Source organism: Desulfoluna sp. HI9BLuna, from assembly GCF_056829775.1.
On the sequence record NZ_CP186555.1, the window covers coordinates 2,758,299 to 2,771,586 of the forward strand.

Below are 13,288 nucleotides of genomic sequence, written 5' to 3' on the forward strand. Positions count from 1 at the left end.
GGCCTTGCTATGGTTGGAAAAATTGGGTAAGGGATGGCCTTGGCACCGATAAATCCCCCTTACCCCAACCCTATTATGGAGGGTGTTTGTGAAACGGACTCTTTTCCTTTTGTGTCTCCTGCTCATCCCCGTCTCCGCTTTTTCGGAGACAAAAACGGCCCCGGCCCCTGATGCCGCAACCCTTATTCAACGCGTGGCCAGCCGCCTGGGCGCCGAGGGCTTTTCCGCCCGGTTTTTCCAGGAATCGCCCTTGAAGGCCATCGGCATCGTGGAGACCGCCGAAGGACAGGTCTGGTTCCGCAAGCCCAACCGCGTGCGCTGGGAGTACGAAACCCCGGACCGCCTCCACTACGTCACCGACGGCAAGACCCTCTGGGTCCACAGCCTCGACGATGCCCAGGTGTGGACCGGTTCGGCCGAGGCCTTCTTCGGCCAGAACGGCGGTGCCCGTTTCCTGGCCGATGTGGAAACCGTCACCGAGCGCTTCACCCCTGCCCCCCCCACCCGGGAAAAGGAGAGCTTCCGCCTGGAACTGACCCCCAAGCAGGAGAGCGACCCCCTGGGCCGTGTGGTGCTCTTCATCCATGCCGGTACCTACGATATCACCCGGGTGGTCTCCACCACAAAAACCGGAGAAGAGACCACCCTCACCTTCAGCCACCTTGTGCGAACCCTGCCGGAACTGTCCCGGTTCACCTTTGAGATCCCCGAAGGGGCCGTGGTTTCGCCCCTGGAGTAATTCAGCCTCATGTGTCACGGCCCCGGCCGCCCAAGGACCCACAGCAAGGAGTACCCCAAGCAATGGAAGCAACCAAACAAACCATCCGAGCCCTGCTCAAAGAAAAAAACGCCATCCTCCTGGCCCACAACTACGTGCTGCCGGAGGTCCAGGATGTGGCGGATCTCTGCGGCGACTCCCTGGAACTCAGCATCAAGGCGGCCGCCACCGACGCCGAGGTCATCGTCTTCTGCGGTGTTCACTTCATGGCAGAGACCGCCTCCATCCTCTCCCCGGAGAAAACCGTGCTCCTGCCCGTGAAAGAGGCGGGATGCCCCATGGCCGACATGGTCACCCCCGAAGCCCTGGCTGCCCGCAAGGCCGAACTCCCCGGTGTGCCCGTGGTCACCTACGTCAACTCCTCGGCGGCGGTGAAGGCCATCTCCGACGTCTGCTGCACCAGCGCCAACGTGGTCAAGGTGGTGGCAAGCTTAAAGGAGAAAGAGGTCCTCATGACCCCGGACCGCAACCTGGCCCAGTACGCCGCCTCCCAGACCGACAAGACCGTCCACCTCTGGGAAGGGTACTGCCCCTTCCACAACACCTTAACGGCCAAGACCGCCCTGGCCGTCAAGGCCAAGCACCCCGACGCCGTCTTCATGGCCCACCCCGAGTGCCCCCCGGAGGTTCTCGAAGTGGCCGACGTGGTGACCTCCACCTCGGGCATGCTCACCTATGCCGGACAGTCCCCTGCCACCACCTTTATCGTGGGCACCGAGGTGGGCATCCTCTACCCCCTGTCCCAGCAGAATCCGGAAAAGACCTTTATCCCAGCCTCCCTGGAGATGACCTGCGCCGACATGAAACGCATCCGCTTAAACGACATCGTCACCTGCCTTGAGACCTTCTCAGGGGAGGTGAAGGTCCCGGAGGAGATCCGCGTCCCGGCGCTCTCCGCCGTGGAGAAGATGGTCGCCATGAAGTAGTCCCCCATGGGCCGGAAGGGCCTCCCCTTCCGGCCACGGGCCTGATAGTGCCCCGACCAAAGTCATTCGCCTACAAAGCATTATCCCGTCCCGTAAATACCCGCCCAAGCCCGCCCCCAACAGCCATCATCCCCTTTTGACAAGAAAATGAAAAAGGTTGATCATCGCAAGGGGATATGATTTCTCTTACACAGCATACAAAATAATTTGGGTGGGGATAGGGCCCCACGAACACAAAGGAGAGAGAAGACCAATGGCATTGTTTACGGTGGACCAGGCGTTGTGTAACGGAGACGGCATCTGCGCGGCAGAGTGCCCCATGATGATCATCCAGATGAAGGAGGGCACCCCCACCCCGGCCAACGGGGCGGAGAAGATGTGCATCAACTGCGGCCACTGCGTGGCGGTCTGCCCCAAAGGGGCCCTCTCCCTTGCCACCTTGTCCCCTGAGGGCTGCCTTGCCGTGGAAAAGGACTTAAGCGCCTCCCCGGCCCAGGCCGAGCAGTTCCTGAGGAGCCGCCGCTCCATCCGAAACTACAAAAAGACCCCGGTGGACAAGGCCCTCATCGAAGACGCCATCCGCGTGGCGAGCCACGCCCCGTCCGGCCACAACTTCCAGCCCGTACGCTGGCAGGTGATCTACGACACCGACAAGGTCAAAGAGCTCTGCGGCCACGTCATCGACTGGATGAAGTGGATGATCAAAGAGCAGCCCGACACCGCCAAAAAACTCCACCTGGACCTTGTGGTGGCCGGCTGGGACTTCGGCATGGACACCATCAACCGAAACGCCCCCCACCTCATCCTCGTCAACGCCGACAAGCGCAACCCCACGGGCCAGGCAGCCTGCACCATCGCCATGAGCTACTTAGAGCTCATGCTCCCCTCCCTGGGGCTGGGGGGCTGCTGGAACGGGTTCTTCAACGCCGCGGCCATCTTCTGGCCCCCGCTGCAGAAGGCCCTGAACTTAGGTGAGACCACCGGCAACTACGGCGCCATGATGGTGGGCCACCCGAAATTTGCCTACCACCGCATGCCCCCCCGCAACACCCCGGAGGTGGCCTGGGTGTAACCCGGCAACACCGGCTTCCACGCTCAGGTTAGCCGGATAAAAGCGCCTCGGACAGCCAAAGCCCTCCCCCTCGTGCCTCAAGGTGAGGGCTTTGGCAAAGGCGACAAACCGTCTGCCCCCCGGCAGGGCCGTCGGAGTTTTTTTTGGGCCGAACAGTGAAGGAAAAGACCATGCATGAACTGCCGGTGATGAACAGCATCCTGAGGGTGGTGATGAAACACGCAGCCCTGAACCGGGTCACCAAGGTGGCGGCCATCGAACTCAAGGTGGGAAAACTCAGCGACCTGGAAGAAAAATGGATGCAGCACTACTTCGACTTTCTCACCAAGGGCACCCTGGCCGAAGGGGCCAAACTGGAGATCGAGTGGGGGGACGTGGTGATGCGCTGCAGCGGATGCGCCCGGGAGTTTTCCACGGAGCCCGCCCACGACACCTTCGGCGTCTGCCCCCACTGCGGCAACAAGGGAGGCGAAATCCTCTCGGGCAAAGAGTATTATGTCAAAAACATGGTGGCCCAGTAAGGACGCCAGAAAAAAAGACACAAAGGAAAAAACCATGGGCGACAACGTCAGGCTCATCGAAGTCAAAGAAAACGTTCTGGACGACAACGACAAGGTGGCCAAAGAGCTCAGGGCCCGCCTGAAGCAGGAAAAAACCTTTCTGGTGAACCTCATGGCCTCCCCCGGGGCGGGAAAGACCAGCACGGTGATCCAGACCGTCCGCCGCCTGGGCGAAACACTCTCCATCGGCGTGCTGGAGGCGGACATCGACTCCATGGTGGATGCGGAAAAGGTGGCCGAAACCGGCGTCACCGCCGTTCAGATGCGCACCGGCGGCTTCTGCCACCTGGACGCCACCATGGTTACAGACGGCCTCTCGGCCATCGGCTCGGAAAACTTCGACCTCATCATCCTGGAAAACGTGGGCAACCTCGTCTGCCCGGCCGAATTCGACACGGGCTCTGCCGTCAACGTCATGGTCCTGTCGGTGCCCGAAGGGGACGACAAGCCCCTGAAGTACCCCCTGATGTTCTCGGTGTGCGATGTGGTCCTCATCAACAAAATCGACACCTGCGAGCTCTTCGACTTCGACCGCACGCGCTTTGAAGAAGGGGTACGCAAGGTCAACCCGAACTGCACCCTGTTTGACATCTCCTGCCGCACCGGCGAAGGCCTGGACGCCTGGGCGGACTGGCTCAAAGAGCAGGTCAAAACCCACAACAACTGACCCGGCAAGCCCCTTCCCCTCCCTCAGTTATCGCGGGAGAGGAAGGGCCAACGTATTTAAAGATCAAGTTGCCTCCGGCGGGTCGCTTTTTGAAAAAAGCTCCGCAAAAACTCTCCGGTAATTAAAAAGAAGAGGGGCTATGCCCTGTAGGGACGAAACCTCAAAAAACAAAACCTGTTTGTCTAACTTTTCAAACGTTTTACCCCCGGCAGGGCCGCCGGAAGCAAAACTCTAAATGCGTTGACCCTGGCGGAAGGGTGAATCGGGCTTGCATTTTTTTTTCGCATGATATAACAATGTTCACAGTTGATACTATTGATCCGAATGGACGCAACCGTTCCATCGCCCCCCCACAGACCCACAATCGATAGACGAACGGACATCCCGGAGAGCCCATGATCCCGACCCTGTGCCGGCCCACTGCCGCCCCCCCACCTACCCGCTCCACCTCGGCTGCGTTGCGCCTTACCCTGGGTGGCCCCGGGCCTGGGTGCGGGCCCGTCGACGCCATGGCCCCGCTCTCCATCATCAACCACGGATCCAGTCCCTCCTGTGACAACCGCACTGAGCGCTGCCCCTTCCCCGCCGTCCCCGGTGACCGTTACGCAGCCTCCCTCTGTTTTCAAGGGGCCCCCACCTGGTATACGCCCCGACCCGTCGATTTAAGATCCGGAGCAGCAGCACACTGAGACCTGGGAGGGGGCGAAGGCGCGCGCCCCCTCCCGGACACCTCAGCCATCCCATTGTCATTCCAAACGAAACGGTGTAGGAAAGAGACACCCTGTCACGGCTTCCGGTGGCCCCGGAACCCGTCGGAGGGCATTGTCGGACCAATGGGCCTTCCCCCATAAAAGGTGGGCCAATGGAGAATTACGGCCGCTGCTGCGGTGGTGAGCCCCCCTCTTTTCCGATACGCCAGGAACACCTCAACGCGAAACAAGGGAGTCGACCATGGAAACCATCAGAAAATCAGCACGAGAAAAGATGAAGGGATACTGCAGGGTCTGTCCGGTGTGCAACGGTAAGGCCTGTGCCGGAGAAGTACCGGGCATGGGCGGGCTGGGCACGGGCTCGGCCTTCCACGCCAACCTCGAAGCCCTGGACTCGGTACGGTTCAACATGAAACTCGTCCACGGCGTCAAGGCCCCCATTACCCATACCGAATTCTTGGGACTCTCCCTGTCCATGCCCCTTCTGGCCGCGCCCATCGGCGGGGTCTCCTTTAACATGGGCGGAGGCGACGTCACCGAAGGGGCCTACATCGACGCCATCGTGGAAGGGTGCAAGGCCAAGGGGCTCATCGGCTGCACCGGTGACGGGGTGCCGGAGATTATCCACGCCTCGGGCAACGCCGCCATCGAAAAGGCCGGGGGCCACGGCATCCCCTTTATCAAGCCCTGGGAAGAAAAAGAGTTCTTCGACAAGCTGGAGAAAGCCGAAGCAACCGGCGCCACCGTGTTCGGCGTGGACATCGACGCGGCCGGCCTGGTCACCCTGGCCAAGATGGGCCGCCCGGTGACCCCCATGACCGTGGCCGACCTCGAACAGGTGATGAAGGCCACCTCCATGAAGTTCATCCTCAAAGGGGTGATGACCGTCCATGACGCCCTCTGCGCCAAAGAGGCCGGGGCCGAAGCCATCGTGGTCTCCAACCACGGCGGCCGGGTGCTGGACTCCACCCCGGGCACCGCCGAGGTCCTCCCGGAAATCGCCGAGGCCGTGGGCTCCGAAATGACCGTTTTGGTGGACGGCGGCATCCGAAGCGGAAGCGACATCCTGAAGATGCTGGCCCTGGGCGCCCACGGGGTGATGATCGGCCGCCCCTTCTCCATCGCCGCCGTGGGCGGGCTCCAGCAAGGGGTGGAAACCTACATCGACACCCTCCGGACCCAGCTCCTCCAGGCCATGATCCTCACCGGCACCGACAACGTGAACCGGGTGGAGTCGGGGATTCTCCGGTAAAAAGCGCAAAAAAAACGCCCCTGGCGGCCCTGCCGGGGGCCAAACGTTTAAAGCGTTTGACAAACAGGTCTTTTATCGTTTGGGTTGCGATCTTCAAAAAAACCGAGAAAGATCGACCGACACGGAGCGCGGCACTCCAGGGTGCAAGGGTATTCCGGGGGTGATGTAAATACGCGATGGCCCAAACGGATGATCAAGGTCGACGTTTATTTGAAAGGCAGATGTGCTTTACCCCGAAGAATCCGCCTACGCCCATGGCTATGAGTCACCATTCGATTAACGTCAATGGGCTACGGCGCCACAAGGGAGGGGCAAAGCGCACCTGCAACCTGCTTTCAAGGTGGCACACCTTGCCGCCGGAGGCTGTTTTTTTAAGAGCGTGACAAAACGTTATGGCATTGAAATTTACCGGGCCTTCCGCCCATCGAGACGACTACCGCCGCGTCCTTGACGTCAGCCTGCCCCTGGTGGCGGGCATGGCCTCCACCACGGTGATGGAGTTCACCGACCGGATCTTTGTGGGAAACCACTCCGTGGCCGAGGTGGCAGCCGCCACCCCGGCAGGCATCGCCTACTTTCTCCCCCTCTCCCTTTTTCTGGGCACCGTGGGCTACGTGAGCGTCTTTATCTCCCAGTACCGGGGGGCCGGAATGGAGGGGCGCATCGGAAGCTGCCTCTGGCAGGGACTCTGGCTCAGCCTCCTGGCAGCCGTTGTGATGCTCGGCTACTCCTTTTGCGCCCGGCCCCTCTTCGACCTGGCGGGCCACGGGGAGACCATCGCCGCCTATGAGCGCATCTACTTCCGCACCCTCTGCCTGGGGGCTTTTTTCAGCCTGGCAAGCTCGGCCCTCTCCGGCTACTTCTCCGGCATGGGGCGCACCCGGCCCGTCATGGTGGTGAACATCATCGGCATGGTGATGAACATTCCCCTGGACTATGCCCTGATCAACGGCATCGGTCCCTTTCCAGAGCTTGGCATCTTCGGGGCGGGCCTTGCCACGGTGAGCGCCTCGGCCCTCATCTTCTTTCTCTTTGCGGGGCTTGTCCTGGCCCGGGAAGGGGGCCAGGGGCTGGGGTTCACCCGCTGGGTGCCCGTGCCGTCCCTCATGAAAAAAGTCCTCCACTACGGGCTTCCGGGCGGGCTTCACCTCTTTCTGGATATCTTTGCCTTTACCTTCTTTGTCTTCCTGGTGGGCCGCCTGGGGGAGACAGCCCTTGCCGCCACCAACATCGCCTTGTCCATCAACTCCCTGGCCTTCATGCCCCTCTACGCCTTTTCAAGCGGCACCAGCGTGCTGGTGGGCAACCACCTTGGGGGCGGGGAGCTCAAGAAGGCCGAGTCCGTTACCTTTGCCTCCCTGCACCTGGCCCTGGTCTATGTGCTGCCCTTGTGCGCCCTCTTTCTCTTTGCCCCCGAGCCCCTCATCAACCTCTTTGCCCCGGCCGGGGGAAGCCCCGAGGCCTTTGCCCCGGTGCGGGAGGCAGGGGTCGTCTGCCTCCGATTCGTGGTGGTCTACCTCTTCTTCGACACCGTGGGCTTTGTGGCCTCCGGCGCCCTGTCCGGGGCCGGGGATACCCGCTACATCATGTGGGCCACCCTCATCTGCGCCTTCACCCTCATGATCCTTCCCGCAGGCACCGGCGTCCTCGCCCTGGGCCTTGGCCTCACCTTTGCCTGGTGCTGCCCCACCGTCTACATCGCCGGCCTCTGCCTGGCCACCGTGGCCCGCTACATCAACGGCCCCTGGCGTTCCATGCGATTGGTGGAAGCGGACACGACACCAGCCACCAAGGACTGAGCCCTTGGAACCCAAGGTCGACATGTCGCATTCTCTGACAGGCTGCGGTACATGAGAGGTGTCACACCCCGCGCGAATGCCCCGATAGCGGTTGGATGACGGCTGCCGCCATGCAGTCGCCACAGGGTTTCAAGGTGCCCCCACCTTGCCGCCGAAGGCAGTGCGGTCAAAGATGCCTCCGGCGGCCCTGCCGGGGGCCAAACTTTTGCCAATTTAGATGCCTTGGGTTTCACAAACAGATTTTGCTCAATTTGACGAAAATCTTCGCGGAAGCTCTTCCCCTGAGGAACGAAGGGGGAGGGCTTTCGCAACCTGGGGTCCAGGGGTGGCGAAGCCACTTAGGCTAAAAATCCCCTGGCCGCCGGAGGCATGCTTTTCCTGGCTACTTTTAACCATAGAAGGCCTGCTTTTTACATTTCCTTCCAGTCGATGCGGTAGAGGGTTCCGGCGTGATCATCGGAGACAAGGAGGCTGCCGTCCTCCATCACCTCAAGGTCCACGGGGCGGCCGAAGACCTCATCGCCACGGTGCCAGCCTGTGGCAAAGGGCTCGTAGGAGACGGGGGTGTTGCCGGAAAGGCGGACAAGGGAGATGCGGTACCCGATCTTTTCCGAGCGGTTCCAGGAGCCGTGCTCGCAGATAAAGATTTGGTTGCGGTATTCGGGGGGAAACCGTGTGCCGGTGTAAAAGCGCATCCCAAGGGAGGCCACATGGGGTCCCAGGGGCTGGGCAGGCGGGGTGAGGGAGAGCCCGTCGGGCACGGTTTTAAAGCCCGGGTCCGAAAGGTCGGCGCCATGGCGGTAGGGAAAGCCGAAGTGAAGGCCGGGCTGCGGGGCATGGTTCAATTCGTCCGGCGGCAGGTCGTCGCCCAGGTGGTCCCGGCCGTTGTCGGTGAACCAGAGCTGCCCGGTGCCGGGATGCCAGTCCAGCCCCACGGAGTTGCGCACCCCGCGGGCAAACACCCCCACTTTTCCCGTGGCAACATCTAAGGTGGTGATGGTTCCGAACAGGGTGCCGGAGGTGTCGCACACGTTGCAGGGAGCACCCACGGGCACGTAAAGCAACCCGTCCGGACCAAAACGAATCACTTTGAGGCCGTGCCACCGCCTGTCCGGGTAGCGGGCCACCACCTCAGGCTTCGGCGGTGCATCAAGGCGATCCATGATCTTAGGGTAGCGCAGGATGCGGTGAATTTCTCCCACAAAAAGGTCCCCGTCCCGAAAGGCCACCCCGTTAGGGCGGTTGAGGCCGGAGAGAAGCACCCGCACAGACTCAGCCTGTCCGTCTCCGTCGTCGTCACTCACCAGATAGACCCGGTCCCTCCGGGTTCCCACAAACCAGACCCCGGCAGGCCCCCGGGCCAGGGCCCTGGCATGGGGGACCTGGTCGGTGAACACCGAGATGTGAAACCCTTCCGGCAGGTCCATGGCAGGTGCCGCGCCCCCGGGTGACGAAAGCCCGAGCAGGGCAACGAGAATAATTCCAGCCAACCGTTTACGGGGAAAGCACCACAAGCCCCGCCTCCTTCCACCCCTCCACCCCGCCCTTGAGTGCTTTGGCATTGGGAAACCCTCCGGCAATCAATGTGGCCGCAAGACCTGCGGCGCTGTGTTCATCGGGTCAATTGCAATAAAACACCACCTCAGTGGCCCTGGGCATCATGGGCAGGCGCCTCTGGAACCGTTCCAGGGATATGGCCCCGTCCAGGTGCATCTGCCTGAACCTCTCCTCCGCCTCATAGGCACAGACCAGCCAGGCCGCCTTGCGCGCCAGCTTGCCCTGCATCTCCTGAGGGGTCACGCGGGGTATGTCGCTCATGGTCCACCTTATTTGTCATCCATAGAAGGGGTTGAAGAAAACGGGTGCTCTGACAGCGCACCCGACGAAAAACCCCAAAACGGCTTTGGGACGCTACGCCGGAACGGCGGGAGGAGACGCAAAAAAAATCGCGGGACAATAAATGAGAGGACTCATGGAAAGGGTTTGGGTTCTATTTTACCACACCCCTTGTAAAACTCAACGATCCAGAGATGTTGAAAGCCCTTGCCCTCTGCAGCTTTCGGCAGCCACATAGATCATTTCTATAAATCGATACGAAAACATCTATTCAAACAATTTGACATCTTCTCCCGGTTTCGACTTTCCTTCACCCCACCGAATACCCCCAACAATGACCAGTCACAGCCCGGGAGACTCCCATGCACCGAAAAAAACGCGTGATGGTGGTGTGCCACTGCATCCTCAACGCCAACGCCAAAATCCATCCCCTGGCACGAACCGCAGGGATCTACCAGGAGGTCATCGCCCCCTGCCTTGAAAAGGGCGTGGGGCTGGTGCAGCTCCCCTGCCCCGAGCTCTCCTACCTCGGTATGAAGCGCTGGGGCATGACCAAAGAGCAATACGATGTCCCGGCTTTCAGGGCCCACTGCCGCACCCTCCTGGCACCAGTGGTGGACCAGCTGAAACTCCTTGTCGACGACGGCTGCACCATTGAAGGGGTGGTGGGCATAGACGGAAGCCCCAACTGCGGGGTGCGGAAAACCTGCACCGGCTACACAGGGGGCGAGATCACAGGGAGCACCACCCTGCCCGAGCAGATAGCTAACCTCGCCATGGTCAAGGGCATGGGGGTCTTTTTTGAAGAACTCTCCGCCCTGATGCAGGAAAACGGCCTCTGCGCTCCCTTTGACGCCGTGGATGAAAGCTGAAAAAAAGCGCCGCAAAAAACGTTCCCTACACACCAAGCTGTCGAAACGGTTTCGGCAGAGCCTTGAAAAACCGATGTTAAAACCTGTTTATCAAACTTTTCAAAAGTTTGGCCCCCGGCAGGGCCGCCGGAGGCATCAAAAAGGAGAAACCCATGAAACGAATCATATCTGCGCTTTTTGCGTCACTTTTTATCAGCGGCGTTGCCCTGGCATCCGACGGATCTTTGGAAAAGGTCCGGTCCCAGAAGGAAGTGGTGGTGGGCTTTTGCGCCCAGTACCCCCCCTTTGAGTCCAAAAACCTTGAAAACGGTACCTTTGAAGGGTTTGACGTGGACCTGGCCAGAGCCCTGGCCAAGGAGATGGGGGTGTCGGTGCGCTTTGTGGACGCTGAATGGCAGGGACTCCTGGGCGGCCTGGGCAAGGGGGATTTTGACATGCTCCTCACCTGCATGTCCAAGTCCGAGGCCCGCCACGCCAACGCCAACTTCAGCGACGTCTATTACCGCCTGGCAGACGTCATCGTGGTCAGCGCCAAAAACAAGGACATCAAAGGCCTTGCCGACCTCTCGGACAAAACCGTGGGGGTTCAGGTGGGCTCCGGCAGCGAGCAGCTGGCCGACGGCATGAAAGAGCGGTTCAAGAGCCTCAAGCGATACAACTACAACCCCGAGGCCTTTGCCGACTTAAAGTTCGGCCGCATCGACGCGGTGCTGGTGGGCATCACCTACGCCCTGCGCCAGAACAAGGTAGACCCCTCCTTTAAGGTGGTGGGCGCGCCCCTGGCTGAAGCTGAGATCGTGGCCGTGATGAAAAAAGGCGCCGATGCCCTCACCGGTGAGGTCAACGCAGCCCTTGGCCGCCTGAAAGAAAGCGGCGAATACGCCGCCATCCATGACCGCTGGCTGGCCATGTAATCAAAAGCATGCCTTCTATGGTTAAAGTCGGCAAGAAAAGCCTGCCTCCGGCGGCGAGGTGAGCCACCTCGAAAGCTTATTGCCATTGCGCTTTGTCCCTCGTTCCTCGGGCCAAAGCGCAATGGCCTTCGGCCCGGGCTTCGCCCGACAGAAACGCTGAGGGTTTGTGCGGGCTGACTCACACGCCTCGAAGTCACAAGAGACGATGTTACCACGTGTCAATTTTCGCAATCGTTACAGGAGTCACATACAATGGAAGGCTTTCAATTTGACGTGCTGCAGCGGGGCTGGCCCCTTCTCATGGACGGGCTCAAGGTAACCCTGGGCCTTTCGGCAGCCGCCTTTATCCTGGCCCTGGCCCTGGGCATCGGGGTGGGGGTCCTCCGCTCAGAGAGCCCCTTGTTCAGAAGGCTTCTCTCCCCGTATGTGGAGATGTTTAGGGGCACGCCCCTTCTCATCCAGCTCTTTTTTATCTACTACGGCCTGCCGTCCGTCGGCATCACCCTGTCCAGCACTGCGGCGGGGGTCCTGGGCCTGGGCCTCAACGGCGGGGCCTACATCTCCGAGATCATCCGGGGTGCCCTTTTTTCCGTGCCTTCCGGCCAAAAGGAAGCGGCCACGGCTCTGGGCCTTTCCCGCCTCCAGGCCCTGGGCTACGTGGTAATGCCCCAGGCCCTCCGAACGGCCACCCCCCCTTTGGTGAATGCCTTCTCAGCCACCCTCAAGGAGTCTTCCCTGGTCTCGGTGCTGGCCATCACCGAACTCACCCGGGCCAGCCAGCTCATCTACACCCGCACCTTCCGTGCCTTTGAGGTCTACCTTGCCGTGGGCCTCCTCTACTTTGCCCTCATCTACGCGGTTTCCCGCCTCTCCAGGCGCCTGGAACAACAAAAGGCGTTTTCCCCCGCAGCCTGATGCGGGAAGAGAAACGCCTTTTCTTAGAAGGACAAGACAACGCCTCCGGCGGCAAGGGGCTACAGCCCCAGAGTCGCACATGCTCGGCACAAGGCAGGAGACAGCTTAACCCCCTTGCCACCCTGCTCTTTAGCCTTTTGCCTTTCCCCTTTTGCCCTTTCTCCCTTTCACCCCCTCACCTTCCTGATCTTCTCAATGCTCGCATCCGGCCCCAGAAGCACCATCATGTCGCTCTCCTTGAGGATAAAATCCGCGGTGGGGATCATGTGCATCTTCTCCGGCACGAACTCCTTGATGGCCACCACCTGCACCCCGAAGCGGTTGATGAGGTTAAGCTCTTTGAGGCTCTTGCCCACAAAGGGGGCGGGAACGGCCATCTGCACGATGCCGTGGCCCTCGATGAAGGGGAGGTAATCCAGCATGTCCGGGGTGTGGAGTTTTTCGGCCATGGAGATGGCCAGGTCCTTTTCCGGGAAAAAGACCTCCCCCACACCGATCTTGTGGAGAATCCGGGTATGGGGCTCGCTGATGGACTTGGCCATGAGGTTGGTGACCCCGAGCTCCTGAAGGTTCAGCACCGTCAGAATGGAGTTGCTCAGGATCGAGCCGATGCAGACCACCACCCGGTCCATCTCGGCAAGGCCCAGGCCGGCGATGGCCTCCGGGTCCGTGGTGTCGGCCACCAGGGCCCGGCTCACGTGCCCCTTGATCTTCTGGACCAGACCTGCGTCCGCGTCGATTGCCAGGACTTCATGGCCCTTTTCATAGAGGTGACAGGCCAGGTACCATCCGTAGCTTCCAATGCCGATGACCGCAAACTGTTTCATCCTTATATTCGTCTCCCTTGGTTGATCCATGCCGCTCAAAGGCGGCCCCTTTTCGCTTATACCCTTCCTGGGTCCCTTTTTCCAGCACAGGCCCTCCAGGCCCCCGGGCCGATACCGTTTCTGTGTTCCTTTTCCGGACCTTAGTTATAAAAGCAATTTC

General features: G+C 60.7%; 13 protein-coding genes. 10 read left to right on the forward strand and 3 right to left on the reverse strand.

Annotated features, from left to right (window positions below; translation table 11 throughout):
- Positions 1-88 precede the first annotated feature (88 nt).
- The 7 genes from ACOYW0_RS11235 (at position 89) to ACOYW0_RS11265 (ending at position 7,764) form a co-directional block, all read left to right on the forward strand.
- The gene (locus ACOYW0_RS11235) at positions 89-739 is read left to right on the forward strand and encodes a LolA family protein (RefSeq protein ID WP_482418527.1); all 651 of its coding nucleotides are present in this window, start codon (positions 89-91) and stop codon (positions 737-739) included.
- Positions 740-801: 62 nt separating this feature from the next.
- Complete coding sequence (gene nadA, locus ACOYW0_RS11240; protein WP_482418528.1) at positions 802-1,704, forward strand: quinolinate synthase NadA; 903 nt, start codon at positions 802-804, stop codon at positions 1,702-1,704.
- 253 nt (positions 1,705-1,957) lie between these two features.
- The gene (locus ACOYW0_RS11245; protein WP_482418529.1) at positions 1,958-2,776 is read left to right on the forward strand and encodes a nitroreductase family protein; all 819 of its coding nucleotides are present in this window, start codon (positions 1,958-1,960) and stop codon (positions 2,774-2,776) included.
- 170 nt (positions 2,777-2,946) lie between these two features.
- Positions 2,947-3,297, forward strand: coding sequence for a hydrogenase maturation nickel metallochaperone HypA (hypA, locus tag ACOYW0_RS11250; protein WP_180138094.1), 351 nt, complete (start codon positions 2,947-2,949; stop codon positions 3,295-3,297).
- A gap of 34 nt (positions 3,298-3,331) precedes the next feature.
- Complete coding sequence (gene hypB / locus ACOYW0_RS11255; protein ID WP_482418530.1) at positions 3,332-4,003, forward strand: hydrogenase nickel incorporation protein HypB; 672 nt, start codon at positions 3,332-3,334, stop codon at positions 4,001-4,003.
- A 951-nt stretch (positions 4,004-4,954) separates the two neighbouring features.
- On the forward strand, positions 4,955-5,965 hold the full coding sequence (locus tag ACOYW0_RS11260) for an alpha-hydroxy-acid oxidizing protein (protein WP_482418531.1): 1,011 nt from the start codon (positions 4,955-4,957) through the stop codon (positions 5,963-5,965).
- Between the two features lie 392 nt (positions 5,966-6,357).
- Complete coding sequence (locus ACOYW0_RS11265; protein ID WP_482418532.1) at positions 6,358-7,764, forward strand: MATE family efflux transporter; 1,407 nt, start codon at positions 6,358-6,360, stop codon at positions 7,762-7,764.
- A 410-nt stretch (positions 7,765-8,174) separates the two neighbouring features.
- Here the strand turns inward: ACOYW0_RS11265 and ACOYW0_RS11270 are convergent, their stop codons facing one another.
- Together ACOYW0_RS11270 and ACOYW0_RS11275 are read right to left on the reverse strand one after the other, a co-directional pair.
- Positions 8,175-9,278, reverse strand: coding sequence for a PQQ-dependent sugar dehydrogenase (locus ACOYW0_RS11270; RefSeq protein WP_482418533.1), 1,104 nt, complete (start codon positions 9,276-9,278; stop codon positions 8,175-8,177).
- A 106-nt stretch (positions 9,279-9,384) separates the two neighbouring features.
- Positions 9,385-9,582, reverse strand: coding sequence for a rhodanese-like domain-containing protein (locus tag ACOYW0_RS11275; protein WP_482418534.1), 198 nt, complete (start codon positions 9,580-9,582; stop codon positions 9,385-9,387).
- 380 nt (positions 9,583-9,962) lie between these two features.
- Between ACOYW0_RS11275 and ACOYW0_RS11280 the strand changes: the two genes are divergently transcribed.
- The 3 genes from ACOYW0_RS11280 (at position 9,963) to ACOYW0_RS11290 (ending at position 12,301) form a co-directional block, all read left to right on the forward strand.
- Positions 9,963-10,472, forward strand: a complete 510-nt coding sequence (locus ACOYW0_RS11280) for a CD3072 family TudS-related putative desulfidase (protein ID WP_482418535.1) — start codon at positions 9,963-9,965, stop codon at positions 10,470-10,472.
- A 152-nt stretch (positions 10,473-10,624) separates the two neighbouring features.
- Positions 10,625-11,386, forward strand: coding sequence for an ABC transporter substrate-binding protein (locus ACOYW0_RS11285; protein ID WP_482418536.1), 762 nt, complete (start codon positions 10,625-10,627; stop codon positions 11,384-11,386).
- 252 nt (positions 11,387-11,638) lie between these two features.
- Positions 11,639-12,301 carry an amino acid ABC transporter permease gene (locus ACOYW0_RS11290; RefSeq protein WP_482418537.1) on the forward strand — a complete coding sequence of 221 codons (663 nt, stop codon included), beginning with the start codon at positions 11,639-11,641 and terminating at the stop codon, positions 12,299-12,301.
- 167 nt (positions 12,302-12,468) lie between these two features.
- Here the strand turns inward: ACOYW0_RS11290 and ACOYW0_RS11295 are convergent, their stop codons facing one another.
- Positions 12,469-13,128 carry a potassium channel family protein gene (locus ACOYW0_RS11295; protein WP_482418538.1) on the reverse strand — a complete coding sequence of 220 codons (660 nt, stop codon included), beginning with the start codon at positions 13,126-13,128 and terminating at the stop codon, positions 12,469-12,471.
- Between the last annotated feature and the right edge of the window lie 160 nt (positions 13,129-13,288).